The following is a 23,789-nucleotide window of genomic DNA, read 5'->3' as shown; positions in this document are numbered from 1 at the left end:
TATGTATCTTAAAATCCGAAATTCATGTCCGTTCGTCCGGAAATTGTGCGACGCACAACGCCTGGCGAGACATTGGTGATGCGTTTGAACGCGCGCGCGAAGGATGCTTCGCTATCATAGCCCAAACGGGTAGCAACCTCCGCAACCGACAAGCCGTTTTGCCCCAGCAACTCGCGGGCAAGCTGCATGCGCAGACGGGCGAGATAGTGGGCGGCGCCCTCCCCTAGCACGGCGCTGAAGCGCTCGGCGAAAATCGAGCGCGATTGGCCTGCCAGGCCGGCAAGGCTTTCCAAGGTCCAGTTATGGCCGGGGTCTCGGTGCATGGCTGCCAGCGCGCGGCCGATATGGGGGTCGCGGATAGCGGCGAGCCAACCGGTGGTCGAGGCTCCCGTGCAATTGACCCAGCAGCGGATGAGCCGGGCTGTCAGCAAATCCGCCATGCGCGACAGAATCGTGGCGCTGCCCATCTGCGGCTGCGCGGCCTCGGCCGTCATAGCCGCCAGCAAAGGACGCATGACCGGGTCATTGCCAGCCACGTCGCAGCCTTTGATGATCGGCGGCATCAACGTGATCAGTGGATTGAGCGCACAGACGCCCAAGGCCATGGAGCCGCAGAAAAGGGTGCTTGTCGCGCCGGTCCCTTCCCGCACCACCTCGCAAACATTGCTCCCCAGCTTGGTCACCTGGCAGCCCTCAAGCGAGTCGCCGACGACGTCCGGCGCGCTGGCCAGCCGATGGGCGATGCCTTGCGGCAGCAGCGCCAGATCGCCATCGCGCAACTCCTGCCAGCCTTCCGCTTCGGTATAAATCCAGCACGGACCCTGGCCGACAAAGTGAAAGCGAAGCAGCTTCTGTTGCGGAAAGGCGATGCTCCATGGATGTCGGAGCTCGCAGCGGCCATAATTGACCCCACTCAAGTGAAAATCCTGCAGGACTTCGCTGAGCGCATCCATCGGGATATGGGACGCCGAAGAGGGCCGGGACGAATAGTCAGACATTGAGCTATTATACATGCCGAACGTCCGACAGGCAAGCCGAGGCCGCTTCAAAGGCACAGTCAGTCTTCCCGCCCTTGCCTCCCGCTCCCGGTGCATGCAAGGAGTGCTTCCAACGCATGTCGCCCAGAAGTGTGCAGCGGTTCCGGGACAACGACATGCATCAAGCAAAGACCTAAAGCGCATCGCCTGAGTCTTTTCAGGCGACGCGCTTTGGAGCAACAGGATGACAGGCATGGCAGCTGAAGCGTCGAGCAGCGATCTGGTGCAGGTGGTGGCGCTGCTCGCCGCGGGCGTGGTCGCCGTGCCGATCTTCAAGCGTATGGGGCTGGGCTCGATCCTCGGCTATCTCGCCGCCGGCGTGGTCATCGGCCCGTTCGGCTTGCGCGTCTTTTCCGAATCGGAATCGATCCTCCACGTCGCCGAGCTCGGCGTCGTCATGTTCCTGTTCATCATCGGTCTCGAAATGCAGCCGTCGCGGCTCTGGAGCCTGCGTCGCGAGATCTTTGGACTAGGCGCCCTCCAGGTCGGCGTTTGCGCGGTCCTGCTCACGCTGGTCGGACTGGCTGGAGGCTTTCCCATCGCGCAGTCCTTCGTTGCCGGCGCCGGCTTCGTGCTGACCTCGACGGCGATCGTCATGCAATTGCTGGAAGAGCGCGGCGAGATCGCCACGCCGAAAGGCCAGCGCATCGTCTCCATCCTCTTGCTCGAAGACTTGATGATCGTGCCGCTGCTGGCGCTGGTGGCGTTCCTCGCGCCCGGCGGCGCCGAGACCAGTTTTTCGGAGCGCCTGACCGAAGTCGGCATCGGCATCGCCGCGATCGTCGGACTGGTCGTGGCGGGCCGTTACCTGCTCAATCCGCTCTTCCGCGTCCTGGCGGACGCCCGTGCCCGCGAGGTCATGACCGCCGCGGCCCTCCTGGTGGTGCTGGGGTCGGCTCTCGCCATGCAGCTCTCCGGCTTGTCGATGGCGATGGGCGCCTTTCTCGCCGGCGTGCTCCTGTCGGAATCGACTTTCCGACACCAGCTCGAAGCCGATATCGAGCCGTTCCGCGGCATCCTGCTCGGCCTCTTCTTCCTCGCTGTCGGCATGTCGCTCGACCTTGGCGTCGTCGCCCAGAACTGGCGGCTCGTCGCCATCTATGTCGTCGCCTACATGGTCATGAAGGCGCTCGGCATCTACATCGTCGCGCGCATCCTGAAGAGCGGCCACCGCGAGGCGCTCGAACGCGCCGTCTTCATGGCGCAGGGTGGCGAGTTCGCCTTCGTGCTTTATTCGTCCGCGGCCGCGGTCGGCATCATCGACGGCCAGGCCAACGCCACGCTCACGGCCATCATCATCATCTCGATGGTGCTGACGCCCTTGGCGATCGTGGCGCTGCGCTACCTGACCCCGCGCGACGAGCAGTCCCTCGACGGTGTCGATATCGCCGACGGCCTCACCGGCAGCGTGTTGATCATCGGTTTCGGCCGTTTCGGCCAGATCGCCAGCCAGCCGCTTTTGCTGCGCGGGATGGACGTCTCGATCATTGACAATGAGGTGGAGATGATCCAGGCCGCGGCCGATTTCGGCTTCAAGGTCTATTATGGCGACGGCACGAGGCTGGACATCCTGCACGCTGCCGGCGCCGGCCGGGCCCGCGCGGTGCTGATCTGCGTCGACAAGCCGGACGCCGCCGTGCGCATCGCGCAGCTGATCAAGGCCGAATTCCCGCTGGTTACCATCCTGGCGCGCGCCTTCGATCGCGGCACGGCACTGCAGCTGGTGCGCGCCGGCGTCGACTATCAGCTGCGCGAGACCTTCGAATCGGCGCTGGTCTTCGGCGGCTCGGCGCTGGAGGCGCTAGGCGTCGATCCGGAGGAAGTCGCCGAGGTCATCGAGGATGTGCGGCGCCGCGACGAAGCGCGCTTCGAGACGCAGCTGGCCGAGGGCGTGCGCGCCGGCCAGCGTTTCCTCAAGGGCAATATCGGCACGCCGATCCCGACGCCGCTCACCCAGCCGCGCCGCGCCGGCCGCGCGCTGAACCAGGAAACGGCCGTCGTGCTGAACAAGGCAGAGACCAACAACTGAAGGGCAAGGCATGGCAGAACTCGATCCGCGGGCGCTTTCCGTCACCAAATTCTGGCGCGATGCCGGCGAAGACGCTTGGTTCGAGAAGAACGATGCCTTCGACACCGATTTCCGCAGCCGCTTCCTGGAGCTGCACTACGCAGCCGCACGGCGCGAATGCGACGACTGGAACGCGCATGCCGAAGGCTCATTGGCGCTGATGATCCTGCTCGACCAGTTTCCGCGCAACTGCTTCCGCGGCACCGGTCACATGTGCGCTACCGATCCTCTGGCCAGATACTTCGCCGAGAAGGCAATAGCCGCCGGGCATGACCTGAAATTGGAGGAGCTGGTCCGCGTTTTCCTCTATCTGCCCTTCGAGCATTCCGAATTGCTGGCCGACCAGGAACGGGCAGTGCAGCTCATCGCCACCAGAGCTCCGGGCGATCTCAAATATGCGGAAGAGCACCGCGACATCATCCGGCGCTTCGGACGCTTTCCGCATCGCAACCGGATGCTTGGCCGCGCGACGACGGCCGACGAACAGGCCTTCCTGGACGGCGGCGGCTTCTCCGGCTAACCGGCCGATCTTAGCCGAGCCACCATTCCCGGCCGGACGGCAGCCGCTCGATGCCGGACGTATCGACGGCTTTGAGCCGCTCCGAGACGCTCCTGCTGCCGACCGAAAGCCCGGGCGCGATCTCGGCCAATGGCGCCAGCACGAAGGCGCGCTCCAGCATGCGCGGATGCGGGACTTCGAGCCCGGTCTCGTGGATCACCCGGTCGCCGAACACCAGGATGTCGATGTCGATCAGGCGCGGCCCCCAGCGCTCCTCGCGCACGCGTTTCAGCCGCCTCTCGACGTCGAGGCAAAGGTCGAGCAGCGCGCGCGGTGAGAGCGCCGTCTCGATCGCTGCGGCGGCATTGAGGAAATCGGGCTGGTCGAGCTTGCCCCAAGGCGGCGTGCGATAGAGCGAGGAGACGGCGGTGACGCGCGTCGCATCGTCGCCGTCCAGTATACGCAACGCCGCGCCCATGGACTTCGCCGGGTCGCCAAGATTGCCGCCGAGACTGAGATAGACGACGCTATTCTGGCCAGACAACGGTCACCTCGACATAATCGAGCACGCCCGGCACCGGGGCGTTCGGCTTGCGCACGGTGATCGCGGCCTTCCTGATCTGCGAGAACCGTGCCGTCAGTGCCTTCGCAACCTCCAGCGCCAGCGCCTCGATCAGGAACCGGCGATGTCCGGTCACGATCTTCTCGATGACCGCGAAGGCAACACCGTAATTGACGGTATCCTCAATGGAATCCTCCGCCAGCGGCCGGCTGGGCTCGACGGTCAGCTCGGCATCGACGTAGAAACGCTGGCCAAGCGTCTCTTCCTCGTCCAGCACGCCGTGGCGGGCGAAGAAGGCGCAGTTCTTCATGCGGATGACGTACATGATCAGGGTCCGGGAGGAAGCTCGGTTTCGCGGGCAAGCATAGCATCGGTCAGCGCCAGCGCGTCCACGTTGATTGCGACATCGTGGACGCGAAACAGGTCGGCTCCCTTCAAGCGCAGGATGACGCTCGTCGCCGCCGTGCCAGCGGCCCGATCGCCAGGCTCACGCCCGGTAGCGGTGCCGATGAAGCGCTTGCGCGAGGTCCCCGCCATCAGCGGATAGCCAAGCGCCTGAAGCTCGGAAAACCGCGCCATCAGCTCGAGGTTTTCCGCCGCCGTTTCCTTGGCGAAGCCGAAGCCTGCATCGAGCACGATCTGGCTGTCGGCGACCTTGCCGGCGCGCGCGATCGCCAGCGATTTGCGCAGGAACAGCAACTGATCCTCGATCACGTCGGGCAGCTTCTGCCGCTCGCGCCCGGTATGCATGACGATCAGCCCGGCGCCGGTCTCGGCTGCGACGCGCGCGATGCCAGGCTCGCGCTGCAGGCCCCACACGTCGTTGACGATATGGGCGCCGGCGGCGACCGCGCGCCGCGCGGTATCCTCGCGATAGGTGTCGACCGAGATCAGCGCCGCGCCGGACGCCGCGAGCGCCGCAATGACCGGCAGCACGCGCCCCTGCTCCTCTTCAGCCGTGATCGGCGCGAAACCAGGCCGGGTCGATTCCCCGCCGACATCGATTACGGCGGCGCCCTCTTTCACCATGCGGCGCGCCTGCTCCAGCGCCTTGTCAGGCGCGATGAACAAGCCCCCGTCCGAAAAACTGTCGGGCGTCACGTTGAGGATGCCGACGACGACCGCCTTCGGTCCGAGGTCGAGATAGCGCCCATGCGCCAGCTGCCATCGCCTTGTCGTCATTGTCCATCAACCATGCGTGATCCGCCGGAAATCAATTCCGTTGCGCTGGCGACGGCCCTAAAGCAAGGTGCGTGAAGAGGCAATATGATGAACCGATCCCTGCTCTGCACCTTGATGCTCGCCTTGGCCGCCACGCCGGCCGCCGCTGCGAATCTGGTGAAGACCTACAGCTATTTCAGCGTCGGCGGCCGCACGCTCGACGATATCCAGAACCAGCTGTCCAGAAACGGCCCTGAGGTAAAGAGCACCGGGTCGCGCCATCCCGGCGCCACGCAGATGGCCTTTACCACCCGTATCAGCTACGCGCAGAGCGCCGAATCCTGCCGCATCGCCGACGCGGCCGTCACCGTGAAGGTCAAGGTGATCCTCCCGGAATGGCGGCGCCCGCGCAAAGCCGATCCGGACGTCAGGCTGTTCTGGGACACGCTCTCGGCGGATATCAAGCGGCATGAGGAGCGCCATGTCGAGATCGCCAAGAACCATGCGCGCTTGCTCGAGGATGCGCTGAAGGCCAGCCCCGCGCAAAAGACGTGCGAACAGGCAAAGGCGGAGGCCGCGGCGATCCAGGCAGCCGAGCTCGCCAGGCACGATCAGGACCAGGTGCGGTTCGACCGCGTCGAGGCCGTCAATTTCGAAAGCCGTATCATTCGGCTGATGCGCTATCGGATGGAGCGCACTGAAGCCGGCCAGTTGCCGCCGCCCTGACAGAGGCAAGGCCATCCGGGCCAATTTTGTCCAAGCATCGTGCCAGATCGGAAAAACTTTCGAGCGGCGGTCGAAATCGGCCTATACCGACCGACATATAGCGGGTTCGAAATATCCAGGTCTTGAACCAACCCGAGCCTCGGACATCGAAGAGAAATGACAGGCGCCAGGCGCAACGGACCGGCCAGGACCGCCTTGGCGCACTGAGCATCAGCCTTTGAAAGAATGACGCATGGACCAGACCGTCGAGAACCAGGCGATGGCGCCGAAAGCCGCGCCGCTGATAAGCGAGAGCGAGAAGAACGCCATCATAGGCGGCGTGCTGTTGTCGATGCTGCTGGCGGCCCTTGACCAGACAATCGTTGCTCCCGCGCTGCCGACGATCGCGCGCGCGCTCGGCCATGCCGAGTATCTGCCGTGGATCGTCACGGGTTATCTTCTGACCGCGACGGCGATGTCGCCGCTCTACGGCAAGATCTCGGATGTCTATGGCCGCCGTCCCGTCATCTATGCCGCGATCCTGATCTTCCTGCTCGGATCGCTGGTCAGCGCGCTGGCGCCCAACATGCTGGTGCTGGTCATCGGCCGCGCCATTCAGGGTGCCGGTGGCGGCGGTCTCTTCGCGCTGGCCCAGACGGTCATAGGCGATCTCGTGCCGCCGCGCGAGCGCGCCCGCTACGCCGCCTGGATCGCCGGCACATGGGCGGTCGCCAGCGTCGCCGGCCCGCTGCTCGGCGGCGTGTTCGCCGAACACCTGCACTGGTCGCTGATCTTCTGGATCAACCTTCCCATCGGCTTCCTGGCCATGGCGATCATCAACAACCCGCTGAGGAAGCTGCCGATCGCAGCCAAGAACCATAGCATCGACGGCTTGGGCGCCGTGCTGCTGGTGATCGCGACGTCGCTGCTGCTCCTGGCGCTCAACTGGGGCGGCAGCGCCTATCCCTGGTTCTCCCGCGAAATCCTTGGGCTGGTGGCCTGCTCGGCCCTGTTCTGGGCCTTCTTCGCGCTGAGGCTGCTCAAGGCCGCCGAGCCATTGATCTCGCTCGACGTGCTGGGCAACCGGATCGTGCTCGCCGGCACGCTATCGATGTTCCTGCTGCAGGCGGCAAACATCGGCGCCTCGGTTTACCTGCCGGTCTACCTGCAGTCGGTGGTCGGGCTTTCGGTCAGCCAATCCGGTACCGCCATGCTCGGCCTCCTGCTCGGCACGGTTGCCGGCGCCACTTTCAGCGGCCGCATGATCCCGCGTTTCGTCCACTACAAGCGCATTGCCATGATCGGCGTCAGCCTGGCCATTGTCTGCATTGGCGTGCTCAGTGCCATTGCGGCACACGCCTCGCTGCTCGAGGTCGAAATCCTGACGACACTGATCGGCCTTGGCAGCGGCACGACTTTCCCGGTCAGCACCATTTCCGTGCAGAACGCCGTCGATCGCGCGCATCTCGGCGTCGCGACGGGCGTTCTGACTTTCCTGCGCACGCTGGGCGGCGCGCTCGGCGTCGCCATGCTCGGCGCCGTCGCGTTTGGTTATGGGCTGCCCTTGGCAGCCGAGGGCTCGCAGACTCCTATCCAGCTGACATCGGCGATGCCGTTCGTGATGATCTTCCTCACCGCCGGCGTCACGCTTGTCCTGGCGCTGATCGCGCTGGCGCTTATGCCGGAAAAACCGCTGCGCGGCCATGACGAGCAAGCGGCACCCGTGCTCGCGGAATAGATCTCCTTGAGGTGTGTCGAGATTCAGGTCAGTCGTGGACGCCGAGCTTCTTCTGCAAGCTGGTCGACGAGGTCGTGTACTGGAAGACGATGCGCTCGCCCGGGCTGATAATGCGCTTGGCGGCCTGCGCCATCAGTGCCACCTCGTGGAAGCCGGACAGGATCAGCTTCAGCTTGCCCGGATACCAGTTGATGTCGCCCACCGCAAAGATGCCCGGGATCGACGACTGGAACTTCTCGGTATCCACCGGGATCAGGTTCTCGTTGAGGTTAAGGCCCCATTCGGCGATCGGTCCGAGCTTCATGGTGAGGCCGAAGAAAGGCAGCATGCGGGTGCATGGCACTTCGACGTCGCCGTCCGGACCGCCCTTGATGGTCGCCGATGACAACTGGCCGTCGGCCCCGGCAAGCCCGCTGACCTGACCGACCAGGAATTTGACCTGCTTCATCTCCTGCAAGGCATACATCTTGTTGACGCTGTCGGGCGCCGCCCGGAATTCAGGGCGGCGATGCACCAGCGTCACGCTTTTGGCGATCGGTTGCAGGTTGAGTGTCCAGTCGAGCGCCGAGTCGCCGCCGCCGACGATGACGAGATCGTGGCCGCGAAATTCCTCCATGCGCCGAACCGAATAAAAGACGCTCTTGCCTTCATAGGCCTCGATGCCCGGAATGGGCGGGCGCTTGGGCTGGAACGAGCCGCCACCGGCGGCGATCACCACCACCTTGGCCTCGAACAACTCGCCCTCGTCGGTGGCGACGCGGAAGCTGCCGTCGTCGAGCTTTTCCAAGCTCGACACCATGCGGTTGAAGGTGAAGTCCGGCTTGAACGGATGGATCTGCTCCATCAGCTTGTCGACCAGGCCCTGCGCGGAGATCATCGGCCAGCCGGGAATGTCGTAGATCGGCTTTTCCGGATAGAGTTCGGCGCATTGGCCGCCCGGACGGTCGAGGATGTCGATCAGATGACACTTCATGTCGAGCAGGCCAAGCTCGAACACGGCGAACAGACCCACCGGCCCTGCCCCGACAATGAGAACGTCCGTTTTGATCGTATCAGTCATGCGCTGCGCCCCGTTGGCAAACGGTGCGAGACTGCATGAGCTATCGACCGCTGCCAAGCAGCCAGCGCGAAGAAAACTGGAAGTCGACTTTAACCCTGGCGCTCGGGAACGCGCACGACCAAGCCATCCAGTGCGTCCCGCACCTTGATCTGGCAGGAGAGCCGGGAGTTCGGCCGGACGTCGTAGGCGAAGTCCAGCATGTCCTCTTCCATCGCCTCCGGCTCGCCGACCTCGGCCGTCCATGCCTCGTCGACATAGACATGGCAGGTCGCGCAGGCGCAGGCGCCGCCGCATTCGGCCTCGATGCCGGGCACCGCGTTGCGGATCGCGTTTTCCATGACGGTCGAGCCATTTTCGGCCTCCACGTCGAATTGGGTCCCGTCATGGGCGATGTAAGTCAGCTTGGTCATTAAGTCACCTGAGGAGTCGCGACGGAGATAATCACTCCACCGGACAAGTCAACTGCGGCGCGAAAGCGCCACGAAATGACGTTTTTCAAAAAGATAGTGCTAGCGGCTGATGCCCGCGATGAAGTCGCGCACTTCCTCGATCAGCATGCCGAGCCGCTTGAGCGCCCGGACATCTTCCGGCTGCTTCTCGATGATCGCCGCGCATTCGGCGACCGCGAACGCGCCGATGCCGCGCGCCGAGCCCTTCAAGCCGTGCGCCAGAAGTATCCTCTGCCTGGCGTCGGCATCCGCGATCTGGTCGCAGACGGTGAGCGACTGCTGCACGAACAGCGCCAGCACCTCCCGTTCGAGGTCCCGGTCACCCATTGTCTGGCGCGCCAGATGGCCGAGATCCACAGGTCTGGCTCCAGCCGTTCCGGAGGCATCTCCCCCCGGCATGGAAAACGCAATACCACTTTCGCCACGCATACGCACTGCAACTCCACAAAGCGGGCAGATGAGCCCAAGAAAATAGGCGATTCCGGTCGCCAACGGGTTAACGATTGGAGGGGAAAAATGTTGTTACGGAGGCGGCCGGATCACGCTTCCGTTAACCTTATATTTAAAGTTTTACGTATCGCCCGGAATGCATGTTTTCTTTACCCCAGTGTGTCATTACGATACGAAGGTCCATTTTTCAGCCTCCTGCTCGGGATATACAAGCCAGAATCGGGCCAGAATCAGGCCAAAATCATAAGTCCCGCGGCAGCTAGTACAGGGTAGCGAAGGCATGGCTAAGAAACCAACGACGACCAAGTCTCTCGACAGCGACGTAGCCGCGGAACTGGAAAAGGCGCTTGACCTTGACCTTGGTGGCGACGAAGGCGGCCTCGACATGGCGGCGTCGATGGAGGACCTCGAAGCGCAGATCTCGGCGGCGGCCGACGAACTGGCGCGCGAAGGTCGCAGCCAGCGGACAGAGCCGGCGAACAACCCTCAGCCCGCCACCCCCCAGCCTCCAAGGGCGCCCGCGCCCAAGCCAGCCGAGTTGCGCCCTGTCGAGCCGCGCAACGGACAACCGTCCGGCTTCACGCCGCCCGCTGGCTTCACGCCCGCCAATGACGACCGCCAGAAGGACTACAAGACGCTGCTGCACAGCCTCAACCGGCGTGCATCGAGCACCGTCTACTGGGTCATCGCCTTTATCTCACTGGCCTGGATCGCGGGCGCCGGCGGCCTGGCCAATCTCCTGTTCGGCTCGGGCATCTGGAAGATCCGCACCTTCGACCAGTTCTTCGCCCGTCCCGAGTTGATCGGCCTGGCGGTTGCCGCGATCGTTCCGGTCATCCTGTTCTGGGCGTTCGCCGCCATGATCCGGCGCGCGCAGGAGATGCGCATCGCCGCGCAGTCCATGACCGAGGTCGCCTTCCGCCTGGCGGAGCCGGAAAACCTCGCCCAGGATCGTGTCATGATGATCGGCCAGGCCGTTCGCCGCGAGGTGGCGGCAATGGGCGAAGGCATCGAGCGGACGCTCGCCCGCGCCGTCGAGCTCGAAACGCTCGTCCACGGCGAAGTCACCCAGATCGAACGCTCCTATTCCGAAAACGAGGCCCGCATCCGTTCGCTGGTCGATGGTCTGGGTAGCGAGCGCGAGGCGGTCGTCACCCATGCCGAGCGCGTGCGCGCCTCGATCGCGAGCGCGCACGAGACGCTGCGCGACGAGATCGGCGCTGCCAGCGACATCATCCGCGACTCGATCCTCAACGCCTCGACCAAGCTATCGATGACGATCAACAATTCCGGCGACACGCTGATTGATCGCATCAATGAAAGCTCGACGTCGATCTTCGATTCCGTCGAGTCGCGCCTGGACAACATCACCGACCGGCTTTCGACCTCCGGCGAAGCCTTCGCCAGCCTGCTCGACACCCGCATCGCCAAGCTGACCGACACCACGGACGGCCTCACCCGCTCGCTGACCGACCTGCTCGACGACCGCACGAATGGGATGGTCTCACTTCTCGGCGGCGCTGCCCGCACGCTGAACTCCGAATTCGAGGCGAGCCTCAGCGGCATCGAACGGACGCTGGCCGAACGCGGCCAGGCGCTGATCAGCGAATTCCAGACCCGCGCCGAAGCGCTCGACACCGGCACGCAGAAGCTCAACGCCGCCCTCGAAGCGCGCGCCCGCCAGATCAACGAGACGATGGTGGAGCGCGCGAAAGAGATCGCCCACGCCTTCGCCGAGAGCAAGGACACGCTGTCGGCGATGATCGATCAGGGCAAGACCCAGATCGGCGCCGATATGGCCGATATCATCTCGTCGACCTCCTCCATGCTGGAAGCCCGCGCCACCGACTTCGCCGGCCGCATGGAAGCAGCCCGGCATGTCGTGTCGCGCTCCTTCGATGCCGACATCCAGCGGCTGGCCGATGCCCGTGTCGGCATTGAGGAAGCCGTCGAAAACCACAGCCGCGCGCTTTCCGAGAGCCGTGAACGCATGGCCGCCGCCATGCAGGAGGACCTGGCGAAATTCGCCGAGGGCCGCGCCGAGATCGATGCCGCCGTCACCAACCAGGTGCAGAAGCTGGCCGAGGGTCGCAACCTGATCTCGCGCGCGCTGGAAGAAGACCTGCGCAAGGTGAACGAGTCGCGCGCCGCCATCGATGCATCGCTTGGCAGCCATCTGGAACAGCTCGAAGAGGGTCGCAGCCGCCTCTCCCAGGCCTTGAACGAAGACTCGGGCAGACTCGTCCAAGCCCGCTCAATGATTGACGAAATGGTCGCCGGCCATGTCGGGAAACTGGCCGAGGGCCGCAACATCCTGGCGCGCGCCCTGGAAGCCGATCTCGGCAAGCTGCAGGACAGCCGCGCCTCGATCGACGGCCTCGTCGCCGGCCAGGTCGAGAAGATCGCCGAGGGCCGCGCCGTGCTCGCCAAGGCGCTCGAAACCGACATCATCGGTATCAGGAACCTGATCGAGACCCATTCGACCAAGCTCGCCGAGGACCGCGGCGAACTCAGCCGCGCGCTTGAAAGCGATCTGAGCGGCATCCGCGGCCTGATCGATGGCCACGCCGGCAAGCTTGCCGAAGACCGCAGCCTGTTGTCGCAGACGCTGGAGGCCGACCTCGCCAAGCTGGCCGAAAGCCGCGCCTCGATCGACGGCCTCGTCGCCGGTCAGGTCGAAAAGCTCGCCGAGGGCCGCGATATCCTCAAGCGCGCCTTGGAGGCTGACATCAACACCATCAAGGGCGCCATTGCCGGCCACTCCGAGAGGGTGCTTGACGATCGCTCGCAGCTGTCGAAGGCCCTCGAAGCCGATCTGCAGGCCGTCAGCGGCGCCATCGCCGACCATCAGAACCGGCTCGTCCAGGACCGTTCGGTGCTATCGAAGTCACTGGAGGACGATCTCGCCAAGCTGGCGGAGAGCCGCTCCTCGATCGACGGGCTTGTCGCCGGCCAGGTCGAAAAGCTCGCCGAGGGCCGCGACATTCTCAAGCGCGCGCTGGAGGCCGATCTCAACACGATCCAGGGCGCGATCGTCGATCATTCGCAGAAGATCACCGACCACCGCGCCGACCTTTCGCGCGCGCTGGAGGCCGATATGGCCAGCGCCAGCGGCCTCATGCAGACCCATGCCGACCAGCTGTCGCAGAACCGCGCGAGCCTGTCCAAGGCGCTCGAGGATGATCTTGCCAAGTTGGCCGAGAGCCGCTCCAGCATCGACGGCCTGGTCGCCGGCCAGGTCGAGAAGCTCGCGGAAGGCCGCGATATCCTCAAGCGCGCGCTGGAAGCCGACCTTGCCAAATTGGCCGAGAGCCGCGCCTCGATCGATGGCCTTGTCGCCGGCCAGGTCGAGAAGCTCTCGGAAGGCCGCGATATCCTCACGCGCGCCCTTGAAGCCGACCTTGCCAAGCTTGCCGAAAGCCGTGCCGGCATCGACGGCCTCGTCGCCGGCCAGGTCGAAAAGCTCGCCGAGGGCCGCGATATCCTCACGCGCGCCCTTGAAGCCGACCTCGCCAAGCTTGCCGAAAGCCGTTCCGGCATCGACGGGCTCGTCGCCGGCCAGGTCGAGAAGCTCGCGGAGGGCCGCGATATCCTCAAGCGCGCCCTTGAAGCCGACCTTCAGAAACTGACCGAAAGCCGGTCCGAGATCGACAACGTCATCGCCGGCCACGTCGGCAAGCTGTCCGAAGGCCGTGACATGCTGGCCCGCGCGCTTGAGGACGATCTCGCCAAGCTCGCCGATGCGCGCAAGGACGTCGACCGTTCGGTGTCCGGCCATATCGACCAGATCGCCGCCAGGAGCGGCGACATCTCGGCTGCCATCGCCGCCGATGTCGAGAAGATCGAGCAGGCCTTCAGCCGCCAGACCGGCGTCATCGAAGAACGCGCCAGCACCATGGAGCGCGCGCTGTCGACCGGTGTCGACAATGTGCGCGGCGTGCTGGAGAAGACCGCGGTGTTCGTGGCGGGCGCGTTGCGCGACAAGGTCATGGAAGTCACCAGCACCCTGCATGAGCAGGCCGGTGCGGCCTTCAGCGATGCCGATCGCAAGATCGCCGAGCGCGCCGAGCAGACCTCCGCCGCGCTGCTTGCCAGGGCCGAGGACATTGCCCAGGCCTTCGAGGCGGCCGACCGTCGCCTGCACGAGCGTGCCCAGGATACGTCCAACATGCTGATGGCGCGCGCCGACGATGCGTCGAACGCGCTCATGGCTCGCGCCGAGGAAACCGCCGACAAGCTTGCGACGCGCGCCGGCGAGATCGCCAGCACCTTCGACACGGCCGACCAGAAGCTGGTTGCCCGCGCCGTCGAGACGGCGCAGTCGCTGGCCGCCCGCGCCGGAGACATCCTGCGCAACTTCGAGGGCGCCGACGAGCGGCTGTCGATGCGCATCACCGAATCGGCCGAAGCGTTGGCCGCTCGCGCCAGCGATCTCGGCCGCATCTTCGACGGCGCCGACCAACAACTGATGGCGCGCATTGCCGAGGGTTCGGAAGCGCTTTCCGCCCGCGCCGGCGAGATCGGCCGGATCTTCGACGACGCCGACAACCGCCTGGTGTCGCGCATCGCCTCGACCAGCTCGACCATCGGCGGGCATGCCGACACGATTATCGGCGCCTTCGCCGCCACCGAACAGCGTGTCGCCGACCGCGCCCGCCAGACCGGCCAGGAGCTCGCCGTGCACGCCCGCGAGATCGAGCAAGCGCTGGCCGGCGCCGACGAGCGGCTTGCCGCAAGCGCCGCGGCTACCGCCGCGCGCGTCGAGGACCAGGTCGCGAGCGTGGAAAACCGCCTCGCCTACACCGCCGAGACGATGGGCCAGAAGCTCAACGAGCAGGTCTCCAGCGCCGAGGCCCAGCTGATCTCGCGCGCCAACGTCATCGCCGAGACCTTCACGGCGGTCGGCCAGCATATCGGCCAGAGCACCAACGAGGCCGCGCGCACGATCGGTGCCAACACCCGCGAGCTCAACACCATGCTCGCGGCGCGTTCGACCGAGATGGCGAAAATCCTCGACGAGACGGCCAAGCCGCTGGTCGAGCGCTTCGCCCAGGGCGGCTCCGAACTGCAGCGCAGCATGGAGGAGGTCGCCGAACGCGCGGCCGAGAAGCTGCGCAGCGAGAACACGAACCTCGTCAATGCTCTCGCCAGCCGCACGGCCGAAACGCTGTCGGCCGTCGAAGGCGCGCGTTCCTCGCTTGCCGACAGCGTGACCGATCTCATCGGCCGCATGACGACCTCCAGCGCGCAGCTTGGCCAGCTCATCGAGCAGGCTGCCGTCAATCTCGGCCAGGTCGAGGAGCGGCTCTCCGGCAGCACGCAGAGCTTCGCCGCGACCACGGAGAAGGCCGCCCAGACCTTCGCCAGCTCGGCGCGTCTGGTCGATTCCAACACGACGCGGCTCACCGACCTGTCCTCGGCGACGCTGCGCGAGGTGGCCTCGATCGCGACCAAGTTCGACGAGCACAGCCGGCTGCTCTCCAGCGCCTCGAATTTGCTCAGCTCCGCGCAGAGCAACCTCGAGCACACGCTGGAGCGTCAGTCCTCGCTGGAGGACCTCGCCGTGGGCCTGGTCAAGAAGTCGGAAGACCTCGAAAAGGTGATGCGTTCCTTCGAAAGCCTCGTCGGCCAGACGATGCAGACCGCGGAAGGCCGCACGATGGAGTCGGCGGAAAAGATCCGCACGGCGATCGCCGAGGTCGTCGATTCGGCAACGCGTCGCTTCGCCGACGCCACCGAGGAGATGCGCCGCACCGCGAGCTCGATCAAGAGCGAGCTCGACCTGACCCGCGCCGAACTGAAGAAGGGCGTCATCGAGATGCCGGAAGAGGCCAAGGAATCGACTTCGGCCATCCGCCGCGCCGTCTCCGAGCAGATCAATGCGCTCAAGGAACTGTCGGATATCGTTGCGAAATCCGGCCGCAGCGGCAGCAGCGAACAGGGCGAACCGCGCGGTCTGCGCCCTGCTCCGCAGCCGGCGCCGGCCCGCGCCGCCGAACCGCCGCTGCGCCGTCCGCCGGCTCCGCAGCCGCAGCCGCAGCCGCAACCGGCGCCTCGCGCTCCGCAGGCGCCGCTGGCCGAGACCACGCTGCGTGGCACGCTCGATCTCGAACGCCCGGCCGAAGCGCAGCGCCGCGAGCCGAACGGCAAGCCCACGCAGGGCGGCTGGGTGCGCGACCTTCTGACCAACGCCTCGCGCGAGGAAGAGCTGCGGCCGGCGGCGCCGGCGGAAGCGCCGCGCGCGACGCCTGCCCAGCGCTCGCCGCTGCATGTCATGGAGTCGCTCAACTCGCTCTCGGTCGACATTGCCCGCGCCATCGACCACGACGCCTCGATCGAGCTCTGGAACCGCTACCGGCGCGGCGAGCGCGACGTGTTCACGCGCCGCCTTTACACGCTGAAGGGCCAGCAGACCTTCGACGAGATCCGCCGCAAGTACCAGGCCGAGGCGGAATTCCGCGCCGCGGTCGACCGCTACTGCGAGGATTTCGAAAAGCTGCTCAAGGATGTCTCGCGCAACGACCGCGACAACATCATGGCGCAGACCTATCTGACGTCCGACACCGGCAAGGTCTACACCATGCTGGCCCACGCCAGCGGCCGGCTGCACTGACGCGGCCAAGCGGAATCAGAAACTAAAAAGGCGGGTCTCGGCCCGCCTTTTTCATGTCCACGATGTCGATTGTCGGCTCGGCCGGCGTTCAGATCGTCTGGTCCGTCCAGCGGACGATATCCTTGGCCGCCTGGCCGAAGGCATTGTCCAGCGCGCCAACGTAAGCCGCGTTGCCGCTGCCCGAGACCGGCGCGCTCGCGGTGAAGTCCTTCGAGGCGCGCACCTCGCCGTTGCGGTCGTTCAGGATGCGCACGAACAGATCGACCTCGGCATGCTCGCCGCCATTGACGCGCACCTCGAAGGAGCGCACCTCGACGATGATCTGATAGTCGATCGCCAGCCCCTCGCCCGGCTTGCCGACGCCGGCAAAGCTGCCGGAGCGCTGGAAGGTCTCGGCCAGCCTCGCCTGCACGATCAGCGGCAGCCGGTCCGCCCACTGCGCGCCTTTCAGGAACTGGATCGACTGGTCCGAAGGCCTGATGACGATGTTCTGGCTGTCCAGCGCCTTGAGCGCGGATGGCTGGGCGATCAGGATCTGGCGGCGGCTGTGGGCGCGCACGTCGACCGACGGCGCCGACAATTCGAACGTGTCGAGCGGCGCCGGCTTGCCGCCCAGAACCGCGCAGCCGGCAACCGCAAGTACCAGCAATGCCGCCGCGGATGATCTCAAACTACCCGCTACCACCCTGACCGACTTCACGCGTGATCCCCGTTGTCCCCGATCAACCCGCATTCGCGGTTCATTTTCTTGGCGGTCGCGGCGGCCGAAGTCAACGCCGTGCCCTTCCGTCGAACTGACGAACCTCGCCCTCGCCGCCGGACAGGATGCGCTGTGGATTGCGGCTGAGATCGGTCACCGCTTCCTCGATGCGGTTGATCGAGCGCCGGCTGTCCTGCACCAGCGCTTCCACATTCTGCAGCCCCGAGCCTGAGAAGCGCGACAGGTTGTCGACGATGGTGCCGAGGCGGGAGTTCAGCGTGTCGGCCACCTGCTTGAAGGATTTCAGCGTCGCCCTGGCGTCGGCCATCACGCCGTTGGCCTCGCCGGAGCCGAGGAGATTATCGACCTTGGCCAGGATGCCGTCGACGCGCACCGAGGCGTCGTTGAGGCGCTGCGCAAGCTGGCGGGCATTCTTGATCGTGTCATTGATGTCGTCGGAGCGGTTGGCGATCTTGTCGGTGACCTTGGCGATGTCGGAGGCCGCCTTGTCGGCGTTGGCGCTGGCCTTCTGGATGTTGGCCAAGGCGGCCTTGACATCGGCCGGATCGATGCCGTCGAGCACGCCGTTGACCTTGGCCAGCGTCCCTTGCGTCTGCTTGGCGAAATCGTTGATCGAGCCGACCGCCGTGTTGACGTTGTCGATGACCGTATCGAATTGCTTCGAGGTCTCCTTCAGGTTCGCCGTCACCGTATCGACATTGGCCACGATGCTCTTGATCTGGTCCTTGTCGACGGAATTGAGCAAGCCTTCGGCCGCTTTCAGCGTGCTGTCGAGCCGGCCCGAGACATTCTTCAGCTGGTCCGAAAGTGAGCTCACCGCCGACAGGAACTTGTCGATGCCGTCGGAGTTCTTGGCCAGCGCATCCGAGAAGGTCTCGACATTCTTGACCGTCTGCGTCAGCGGGCCGCGTACGTCCTTGGTGAAGCCTTCGAGCTCGCTAAGCACCTTGTCGGCGCGGGTAAAGATGTTCTGCGCCGTCTGCAGAAGGTTGGTGACCGCGGACGGGTTGGCGACGATCTCGGCGACCCTGCCTTCCTTCTCCGCCTCGTCGAGCAGCCTGGCTTCCTTGGGGTCGGCTCCCTTGAGTTCGATATTGGCCTGGCCGCTGAGGCCGGTAAGTCCGATGTCGGCCTGCGTCGACTTGGTGATCGGCGTCCAGCGGGCGATTTCGGTGTCTGCGATGGCGACGGTCGGATCGTCGCCATCGATATAGACGTTCTTCACGTCGCCCACTCTGACGCCATTGAACAGCACCAGGCTGCCGCGGCTGAGGCCGGAGGCCGAGCCTGGGATGCGCACGCGCAGCATCGCCGTTTCGCCCCGGTCTCCGATCGCAGCCGTCCAATAGACGAAGGCGAAGGCCGCCAGGATCGCGCCCAGCGTGAAGATGCCGACGATTACGTAGTTGGCTCTTGTTTCCATCGCCCCACTTATCGCTATGCGCGCGCCGCAAGATCAAGTTGCCGGGCGCGTTTTCCGCGGAAATAGGATTTCACCCACGGCTCGTCGCTTTTCAGCATGTCGTCGATCGTGCCTTCCACCAGCACCCTCTTCTTGCCGAGCACCGCCACGTGGTCGCAAGCGGTGAACAGCGTGTCGAGATCGTGCGTGACCATGTAGACGGTGAGATCCATCGTGTCGCGCAGCTTGACGACCAGTTCGTCGAATTCGGCCGCGCTGATCGGATCGAGCCCGGAGGTCGGTTCGTCCAGAAAGACGATGTCCGGATCGAGCGCCAGCGCCCGCGCCAGCGCCGCGCGCTTGATCATGCCGCCGGAAAGCTCGGACGGGAATTTCTGCGCCGCGTCGGGCGGCAGCCCGACCAGCTCGATCTTGAGCATGGCGAGCTCGTCCATCAGCGCCTTGGGCAGGTCGAGATATTCGCGCATCGGCACCTGCACGTTCTCCAGCACCGTCAGCGCCGAAAACAGCGCGCCATGCTGGAAAAGGACGCCAAGCCGCATATCGATGCGCAGGCGGTCTAAGTCGCTCGCCTTGTCGACGTCGACGCCGAACAGGCTGATCGTGCCCGACTGCTTCGGCATCAGCCCCAGTATGGTGCGCAACAGCACCGATTTGCCGGCGCCCGAGGCGCCGACGAAGCCGAGGATTTCGCCGCGCTTGATGTCCAGCGAAAGCTTGTCGAGGATCAGCTTGTCGTCGATGGCGACGGTGACGTCGCGCACCGAAAGTACGATCTCGTCGTCGTCTGTGGCTTCCTCGGTTGCCGCGCCGCCGCTCGCCATCTCAGAACCCGATCGCTGCGTAGAACATGGCGAAAAGCCCGTCGAGGATGATGACGACGAAGATCGATTTCACCACCGAAGCGGTGACATGCAGGCCGAGCGATTCGGCGCTGCCGCCGACTTTCATGCCCTCGACAGACGCAATGATGCCGATGATCAGGGCCATGAACGGCGCCTTGATCAGGCCGGCGAAGATGGTGCTGAGATCGATGGCGACACGCAGCCTGTCGATGAACGCAGCCGGCGGGATGTCGGAATAGAGCCAGGCGGCGACGATGCCGCCGGCAAGTGCGGCAAAATTGGCGATGATGGTGAGGCAAGGCAGCCCGATCACCAGCGCGACGAGCCGCGGAAAGACAAGCACGCCAATTGGATTGAGGCCGATCACCTTGAGCGCGTCGACCTCCTCGCGCATCTTCATCGAGCCGATCTCGGCCGTGATGGCGCTGCCCGAGCGGCCGGCAAGCATGATCGCGGTCATCAGCACGCCGAGCTCGCGCAGGATCAGCACGCCGACAAGGTCGACGACGAAGATATTGGCGCCGAAATAGCTGAGCTGATAGGCGCCCTGCTGGGCAACGATGGCGCCGACGATGGCCGACATCAGCACCACCACCGGGATCGCGCCGACACCCATGCGATCGATCTGGTTGAAGATCGCGGCGGGATTGACCGCGTGACCGCGCCCGAGCTTCATCTGCGCGCCGCGGATCGTGGCGCCGAGGATGTTCATCGAGGCGAAGAAATCGTCGCGCATCTCGTAGACCCGCCGGCCAACCAGCTCCAGCGCGCGCAGGATGATGTTGGGCGGCCCGGACGGGCCCGATTCGGGCTCGCGGCGGACCGCGTCGCCGACCGCGCCGAGCAGGATCGAGGCGACCTCGCTTTGCCCCTGAAAATGGACCTCGACGCCTTTCTTCTCGAAGGCGCTGGCCAGCCGGTCGATCAGCCAGGCGCCGGCCGTGTCCATCTTTTCGATGTGGGAAAGGTCGAGCGTCAGCTGTTTCGCGCCACTTCTCCGCTCGATCTTACGCATGTCCGCATCGACCGCCGCCACAGTGCGTGTCGTCCACACGCCGGAAAAGGCGCAGCTCAGCACGCCGCCTTCCTCGCCCACGGCAACGCGTGGCTGGTGCTCGGCGTCCTTGGCGGCCTCACCGCTTGCGTCGCGTTTGCGGATGGTCAACATGGCGTACTGTTTAGCCTGACGGGACTGGCGTGTCGATTTGCCGGCAGACTGGTGTCGCACAGCCGGAGAAGAAAATTATGGCGCGTGTCATTTCGGTCGAAATGGAGCGATTCCCGATCGCCGGCACCTTCACCATCTCACGCGGATCCAAAACCGAGGCCGAAGTCATCACCGTAACGATCGCTGACGGGGGACGTTCCGGGCGCGGCGAGTGCGTGCCTTACAAGCGCTATGGCGAGACCATGGACGGCGTATACGCCGCCATCGAGGCGATGCGCGACCAGATCGCCGGCGGACTGGGCAGGACCGCGCTGCTTGATGCCATGCCGGCAGGCGCGGCACGCAATGCCATAGATTGCGCGCTGTGGGATCTGGAAGCCAAGCTGACCGGCACGCCCGTGGCGGCGGCGATCGGCTTCCTTCCGTCCAAGCCGCTGGAAACCGCCTACACGCTGTCGCTTGCCGAACCGGAAGCCATGGCCGCGCAGGCGCGCGCCAATGCCGCGCGGCCCTTGCTCAAGGTCAAGATCGGCGGCGACAACGACATGGCGAGGATACGCGCGGTGAGAGAAGCCGCTCCAGACAGCCGCCTAATCCTCGACGCCAATGAAGGCTGGACCGATGACGACATCGAAGCCAATCTAGCCTTTGCCGCCGATCACGGCATCGCGCTGATTGAGCAGCCCCTGCCCGCCGGCCGCGACGAAATCCTGCGCCGGATAGCGCATCCGGTGCCGATCTGCGCCGACGAAAGCGTGCACGCGGCGAAGGACCTCGACGCGCTGGTCGGCCTCTACGACGCCGTCAACATCAAGCTCGATAAATCCGGCGGCCTTACCGAGGCGTTGAGATTGCGCGACCGTGCCCGCGATCTGGGCTTCGGGATCATGGTGGGCTGCATGGTCGGCACCTCCCTCGCCATGGCGCCTGCGGTTTTGCTGGCGCAGGATGCGGACTTCGTCGACCTCGATGGCCCGCTGCTGCTTGCGCGCGATCGCGAGCCCGGCCTCGTCTATCAGGGGTCGCTGGTTTCACCCCCTGACAGAGAGCTTTGGGGCTGAGCGCGCGGCAAGACCGATCAGCGCCATGCCGATGATCGCGATCGGGATCATCGCCCAGAAACCTTCGACGCCGAAGCGGTCGTAAAGCGGGCCGGAAGCAAGCGTGACGGCGGCCATGAAGAAGCCGTTGAAGAAATAGGCGATGCCTTGCGCCGCGCCCGTGCGCTCCTCGGAAACCGTCTCGCCGATCATTTTCTGCAGGCCGATCAGCACCATCGCGACCGAAACCGAGTGCAGGGACTGGACAAGGAAGAAGCCGGCGACGCCAAGCCCGAGCGGCCAGACGAGCGGAAAGGCGATCCAGCGCACGACCGAACCGATGCTGGCGATCACCATCACCCGCACGACCGAGACGGAGGCGAAAATGCGGTTGAAAAACAGGAACATGCAAACTTCGGATACCACGCCCCAGGCCCATAGCAGGCCAACGACGGAATCGCCGATGCCGATCGACTTCCAGTAGATCGACACGAAGCCGTAGAGGAAGGCGTGGCTGGCGGTGATGACGCCGACGCCGAGCGTGAAACAGAGGAAATAGGCGTTGAACAGGCTGGGCGCCTGGTGCTGGATCTCAGTGGCCGACAGTGGCGAGGCCTTGCGCGGCCGCCCCATGCGCGGCGCCCAGAGCCCGGCAGCGAGGGCCGCGCCGAGCGCCACGAAGATGATCACCGGAACCGCCTGCGGGCCGGTGGCCGCCAGGATGAATCCGCCCACCACATTGGCGCAGAGGTAGGAGATCGAACCCCATTTGCGCATTGCCGTGTAATTGGAGCCGAAGCGCCGCACGCCCGACAGCGCCAGCGAATCGGCCATCGGCGAGTGCGGAGTCCAGACGATGGTGAGCAGCAGCGACACGGCAAGCACGATCGCGTAGGTGGCCGGCAGGAAATAGCCGGCGGAGACGACCATCGAGGCCGCGACCAGTGCGATATAGACATTGGCGCGGTCCTTCGCCCGGTCGGCAAGCGCAGTGAGCATCGGCGTGGTCACGACCCGCAGGAACATCGGCGCAGCAAGGATCACCGCGATCTGCTCTGCATGGAACCCTTTCGCCTGCAGCCAGAGCGGAAAGTATGGCAGATGCGTGCCCTGCGACACGAACAAGGTCGCGAAGATCAGGCTGATGCGCAGTTCGAAATGGCTGGGCTTGATGCGTTGTTCGGGCGAGAGCGGCGGCAGCGACATGGATCGATCCAATTTCGCTGCAGTCGACGGCCTGCAACGCGTCTCGATCCCTAACATGCGGCAACGTGCGGCGGAACCGTCTGGACCAATCGATCGGGCTGCAAACTGTTGAATACAGCCAGCCGAACTAAGCCGTCCCGCTGTGGTCCACGGTTACGGGCCGAACCGGTCAAGCAACGGGGCAGGTGCGTTCAGGCCGCCTGCGCCGCCCTGCCCTTGAGGTCGATGATGTCGACCGGCACCAGCACATCCTTGCCGGCGGAAGATTCGGGCAGCACATGCGCCCAGGTCAGGATTTCCATGCGGCCGTCGAAGTGCTCGACAACCGCCGTGCAGCTTTCCACCCAGTCGCCGGTGTTGATGTACTGCACCTCACCATAGTTCTCGATGGCGGCATGATGGATGTGGCCGCAGATCACGCCGTCGACATGGGAACGCCGCGCCTCTTCCGAAAGCACCGTCTGGAACGAGCCGATGAAGTTCACCGCCTTCTTCACCTTGACCTTGGCCCAGGACGAGAACGACCAGTAAGGCAGGCCGAGCAGATGGCGCAGCTTGGTCACCACCCGGTTGATCAGCATCGCCGTGTCATAGGCATAGTCGCCGAGATAGGCGAGCCAGCGCTGGTTGTGCACCACCGTGTCGAACTGGTCGCCATGGATGACCAGCAGGCGCCGGCTGTCGGCGGTTTCGTGGATGGCGCGGTCGGCAACGACGATGCCGCCGAAATGCACGCCCTGGAATTGGCGCGCGAATTCGTCGTGATTGCCAGCGATATAGGTGATCGAGGCGCCCTTGCGCGCCTTGCGCAGCAGCTTCTGCACGACGTCATTGTGACTCTGCGGCCAGTGCCAGCTGCGCCGCAGCCGCCAGCCGTCGACGATATCGCCGACCAGATAAATGATCTCGGCGTCGTGATAGCGCAGGAAGTCGATCAGGAAATCGGCCTTGGCCGCTTTCGAGCCAAGATGCACGTCGGAAATGAACAGGGCGCGGAAAGTGCGGGGCTCTGGGGCTGACATCGCGATTTTACCCTTTGCTTTC

General features: G+C 65.0%; 19 protein-coding genes. 6 read left to right on the top strand and 13 right to left on the bottom strand.

The genetic code is table 11. The features are described 5' to 3' along the window. Positions 1-8 precede the first annotated feature (8 nt). The gene (locus tag EN862_RS09450) at positions 9-998 is read right to left on the bottom strand and encodes an AraC family transcriptional regulator (RefSeq protein WP_189400798.1); all 990 of its coding nucleotides are present in this window, start codon (positions 996-998) and stop codon (positions 9-11) included. A 232-nt stretch (positions 999-1,230) separates the two neighbouring features. Between EN862_RS09450 and EN862_RS09445 the strand changes: the two genes are divergently transcribed. Together EN862_RS09445 and EN862_RS09440 are read left to right on the top strand one after the other, a co-directional pair. Further along, on the top strand, positions 1,231-3,066 hold the full coding sequence (locus tag EN862_RS09445) for a monovalent cation:proton antiporter-2 (CPA2) family protein (RefSeq protein WP_127863816.1): 1,836 nt from the start codon (positions 1,231-1,233) through the stop codon (positions 3,064-3,066). Between the two features lie 10 nt (positions 3,067-3,076). Further along, on the top strand, positions 3,077-3,625 hold the full coding sequence (locus tag EN862_RS09440; RefSeq protein ID WP_127863815.1) for a DUF924 family protein: 549 nt from the start codon (positions 3,077-3,079) through the stop codon (positions 3,623-3,625). A 10-nt stretch (positions 3,626-3,635) separates the two neighbouring features. Here EN862_RS09440 and folK read toward each other — a convergent pair whose 3' ends face one another. Genes folK through folP form a run of 3 tightly spaced genes read right to left on the bottom strand, consistent with a single transcriptional unit; the run spans position 3,636 to position 5,348 of the window. Beyond that, positions 3,636-4,148 (bottom strand): 2-amino-4-hydroxy-6-hydroxymethyldihydropteridine diphosphokinase, encoded by a 513-nt coding sequence (gene folK, locus EN862_RS09435; RefSeq protein WP_127863814.1) that lies wholly within the window; start codon positions 4,146-4,148, stop codon positions 3,636-3,638. After that, positions 4,132-4,491, bottom strand: coding sequence for a dihydroneopterin aldolase (gene folB / locus EN862_RS09430; RefSeq protein WP_127863813.1), 360 nt, complete (start codon positions 4,489-4,491; stop codon positions 4,132-4,134). Before folB ends, folK begins: the two co-directional genes overlap by 17 nt. Before the next feature lie 2 nt (positions 4,492-4,493). Beyond that, positions 4,494-5,348, bottom strand: coding sequence for a dihydropteroate synthase (folP, locus tag EN862_RS09425; protein ID WP_127863812.1), 855 nt, complete (start codon positions 5,346-5,348; stop codon positions 4,494-4,496). Between the two features lie 84 nt (positions 5,349-5,432). Here folP and EN862_RS09420 point away from each other — a divergent pair, with 84 nt between their 5' ends. Together EN862_RS09420 and EN862_RS09415 are read left to right on the top strand one after the other, a co-directional pair. Continuing rightward, on the top strand, positions 5,433-6,053 hold the full coding sequence (locus EN862_RS09420) for a DUF922 domain-containing protein (protein ID WP_127863811.1): 621 nt from the start codon (positions 5,433-5,435) through the stop codon (positions 6,051-6,053). 232 nt (positions 6,054-6,285) lie between these two features. Continuing rightward, a complete protein-coding gene (locus EN862_RS09415) occupies positions 6,286-7,770 on the top strand; it encodes an MDR family MFS transporter (RefSeq protein ID WP_127863810.1) in 1,485 nt (494 codons plus the stop codon). Positions 7,771-7,798: 28 nt separating this feature from the next. Here EN862_RS09415 and EN862_RS09410 read toward each other — a convergent pair whose 3' ends face one another. The 3 genes from EN862_RS09410 to EN862_RS09400 all read right to left on the bottom strand — a co-directional run bounded on the left by EN862_RS09410 (position 7,799) and on the right by EN862_RS09400 (position 9,708). Next, entirely contained in the window at positions 7,799-8,830 is a 1,032-nt protein-coding gene (locus tag EN862_RS09410; protein WP_127863809.1) for an NAD(P)/FAD-dependent oxidoreductase, read from the bottom strand. An 89-nt stretch (positions 8,831-8,919) separates the two neighbouring features. Then, positions 8,920-9,240, bottom strand: coding sequence for a 2Fe-2S iron-sulfur cluster-binding protein (locus tag EN862_RS09405; protein ID WP_127863808.1), 321 nt, complete (start codon positions 9,238-9,240; stop codon positions 8,920-8,922). A 99-nt stretch (positions 9,241-9,339) separates the two neighbouring features. Further along, positions 9,340-9,708: an Hpt domain-containing protein gene (locus EN862_RS09400; RefSeq protein WP_127863807.1), complete on the bottom strand. Its 369-nt coding sequence runs from the start codon at positions 9,706-9,708 to the stop codon at positions 9,340-9,342. Between the two features lie 301 nt (positions 9,709-10,009). Here EN862_RS09400 and EN862_RS09395 point away from each other — a divergent pair, with 301 nt between their 5' ends. Then, positions 10,010-16,342 carry a kinesin gene (locus EN862_RS09395; RefSeq protein WP_127863806.1) on the top strand — a complete coding sequence of 2,111 codons (6,333 nt, stop codon included), beginning with the start codon at positions 10,010-10,012 and terminating at the stop codon, positions 16,340-16,342. Positions 16,343-16,430: 88 nt separating this feature from the next. Here the strand turns inward: EN862_RS09395 and EN862_RS09390 are convergent, their stop codons facing one another. Genes EN862_RS09390 through EN862_RS09375 form a run of 4 tightly spaced genes read right to left on the bottom strand, consistent with a single transcriptional unit; the run spans position 16,431 to position 20,499 of the window. After that, the gene (locus EN862_RS09390; protein ID WP_127863805.1) at positions 16,431-17,075 is read right to left on the bottom strand and encodes an ABC-type transport auxiliary lipoprotein family protein; all 645 of its coding nucleotides are present in this window, start codon (positions 17,073-17,075) and stop codon (positions 16,431-16,433) included. A gap of 37 nt (positions 17,076-17,112) precedes the next feature. Further along, on the bottom strand, positions 17,113-18,486 hold the full coding sequence (locus tag EN862_RS09385; protein ID WP_127863804.1) for an MlaD family protein: 1,374 nt from the start codon (positions 18,484-18,486) through the stop codon (positions 17,113-17,115). A 14-nt stretch (positions 18,487-18,500) separates the two neighbouring features. Further along, complete coding sequence (locus EN862_RS09380) at positions 18,501-19,310, bottom strand: ABC transporter ATP-binding protein (protein WP_127863803.1); 810 nt, start codon at positions 19,308-19,310, stop codon at positions 18,501-18,503. Position 19,311: 1 nt separating this feature from the next. Further along, the gene (locus EN862_RS09375) at positions 19,312-20,499 is read right to left on the bottom strand and encodes an ABC transporter permease (protein WP_127863802.1); all 1,188 of its coding nucleotides are present in this window, start codon (positions 20,497-20,499) and stop codon (positions 19,312-19,314) included. Between the two features lie 77 nt (positions 20,500-20,576). On the opposite strand from EN862_RS09375, the gene dgcA reads away from it, so the two are divergent. After that, on the top strand, positions 20,577-21,560 hold the full coding sequence (dgcA, locus tag EN862_RS09370; protein WP_127863801.1) for an N-acetyl-D-Glu racemase DgcA: 984 nt from the start codon (positions 20,577-20,579) through the stop codon (positions 21,558-21,560). Here the strand turns inward: dgcA and EN862_RS09365 are convergent. Next, entirely contained in the window at positions 21,531-22,745 is a 1,215-nt protein-coding gene (locus tag EN862_RS09365) for an MFS transporter (RefSeq protein WP_127863800.1), read from the bottom strand. The two genes, dgcA and EN862_RS09365, sit on opposite strands and share 30 nt — an antisense overlap. 191 nt (positions 22,746-22,936) lie before the next feature. After that, positions 22,937-23,767, bottom strand: a complete 831-nt coding sequence (locus EN862_RS09360) for a UDP-2,3-diacylglucosamine diphosphatase (protein ID WP_127863799.1) — start codon at positions 23,765-23,767, stop codon at positions 22,937-22,939. Positions 23,768-23,789: the final 22 nt, after the last annotated feature.

The organism is Mesorhizobium sp. M2E.F.Ca.ET.219.01.1.1 (genome assembly GCF_004016445.2).
Taxonomy (GTDB): domain Bacteria; phylum Pseudomonadota; class Alphaproteobacteria; order Rhizobiales; family Rhizobiaceae; genus Mesorhizobium.
The sequence above is the reverse complement of the archived record's forward strand: the minus strand, read 5'-3'. Positions and strand labels throughout refer to the sequence as shown.

What these genes read in the sequence shown, in the direction of transcription:
- EN862_RS09450 (WP_189400798.1), bottom strand. Translation starts at nt 998, where the DNA reads ATGTCTGACTATTCGTCCCGGCCCTCTTCGGCGTCCCATATCCCGATG.
- EN862_RS09445 (WP_127863816.1), top strand. Translation starts at nt 1,231, where the DNA reads ATGGCAGCTGAAGCGTCGAGCAGCGATCTGGTGCAGGTGGTGGCGCTG.
- EN862_RS09440 (WP_127863815.1), top strand. Translation starts at nt 3,077, where the DNA reads ATGGCAGAACTCGATCCGCGGGCGCTTTCCGTCACCAAATTCTGGCGC.
- folB (WP_127863813.1), bottom strand. Translation starts at nt 4,491, where the DNA reads ATGTACGTCATCCGCATGAAGAACTGCGCCTTCTTCGCCCGCCACGGC.
- folP (WP_127863812.1), bottom strand. Translation starts at nt 5,348, where the DNA reads ATGACGACAAGGCGATGGCAGCTGGCGCATGGGCGCTATCTCGACCTC.
- EN862_RS09420 (WP_127863811.1), top strand. Translation starts at nt 5,433, where the DNA reads ATGATGAACCGATCCCTGCTCTGCACCTTGATGCTCGCCTTGGCCGCC.
- EN862_RS09415 (WP_127863810.1), top strand. Translation starts at nt 6,286, where the DNA reads ATGGACCAGACCGTCGAGAACCAGGCGATGGCGCCGAAAGCCGCGCCG.
- EN862_RS09410 (WP_127863809.1), bottom strand. Translation starts at nt 8,830, where the DNA reads ATGACTGATACGATCAAAACGGACGTTCTCATTGTCGGGGCAGGGCCG.
- EN862_RS09405 (WP_127863808.1), bottom strand. Translation starts at nt 9,240, where the DNA reads ATGACCAAGCTGACTTACATCGCCCATGACGGGACCCAATTCGACGTG.
- EN862_RS09400 (WP_127863807.1), bottom strand. Translation starts at nt 9,708, where the DNA reads ATGCGTGGCGAAAGTGGTATTGCGTTTTCCATGCCGGGGGGAGATGCC.
- EN862_RS09395 (WP_127863806.1), top strand. Translation starts at nt 10,010, where the DNA reads ATGGCTAAGAAACCAACGACGACCAAGTCTCTCGACAGCGACGTAGCC.
- EN862_RS09390 (WP_127863805.1), bottom strand. Translation starts at nt 17,075, where the DNA reads ATGCGGGTTGATCGGGGACAACGGGGATCACGCGTGAAGTCGGTCAGG.
- EN862_RS09385 (WP_127863804.1), bottom strand. Translation starts at nt 18,486, where the DNA reads ATGGAAACAAGAGCCAACTACGTAATCGTCGGCATCTTCACGCTGGGC.
- EN862_RS09380 (WP_127863803.1), bottom strand. Translation starts at nt 19,310, where the DNA reads ATGGCGAGCGGCGGCGCGGCAACCGAGGAAGCCACAGACGACGACGAG.
- EN862_RS09375 (WP_127863802.1), bottom strand. Translation starts at nt 20,499, where the DNA reads ATGTTGACCATCCGCAAACGCGACGCAAGCGGTGAGGCCGCCAAGGAC.
- dgcA (WP_127863801.1), top strand. Translation starts at nt 20,577, where the DNA reads ATGGCGCGTGTCATTTCGGTCGAAATGGAGCGATTCCCGATCGCCGGC.
- EN862_RS09365 (WP_127863800.1), bottom strand. Translation starts at nt 22,745, where the DNA reads ATGTCGCTGCCGCCGCTCTCGCCCGAACAACGCATCAAGCCCAGCCAT.
- EN862_RS09360 (WP_127863799.1), bottom strand. Translation starts at nt 23,767, where the DNA reads ATGTCAGCCCCAGAGCCCCGCACTTTCCGCGCCCTGTTCATTTCCGAC.